This is a genomic window from Ochrobactrum sp. SFR4 (assembly GCF_019730395.1).
In the GTDB taxonomy this organism is placed as follows: Bacteria; Pseudomonadota; Alphaproteobacteria; order Rhizobiales; family Rhizobiaceae; genus Pseudochrobactrum.
In genome coordinates this window covers 1-243 of record NZ_JAAPBB010001229.1, presented here as the reverse complement: position 1 = coordinate 243, position 243 = coordinate 1, and the positions used below count along the sequence as shown (strand labels likewise).

Below are 243 nucleotides of genomic sequence, written 5' to 3'. Positions count from 1 at the left end.
GGTTGAGTTCTTTCTGCGACATAGTGATCAGACAAGACATGACGGCTCCCATCCGCTGTTTGCAGCTAAAAACCCAGTCTTCCTTTCCGCGTTCGATTTGAAAAGGGCAAGAGCTGCAAAAATTGTCGCATCTCTAAATTGCCCAACTGTCGCATCTGCATATTGCTGTTATAAGAATTGAGTTGATAATATGTATTATGGAACTAATAAAGAGTTTTACATACAAGTATCTTGCAATTATTA

Annotated in this window: 1 protein-coding gene; it reads left to right on the top strand. The window is 39.1% G+C overall.

Translation table 11 applies throughout. From position 1 onward, the window contains the following. Window positions 1-181: hypothetical protein (locus HBA93_RS22950; RefSeq protein WP_221724767.1), on the top strand; the 181-nt coding region annotated here is incomplete at its 5' end. Between the last annotated feature and the right edge of the window lie 62 nt (window positions 182-243).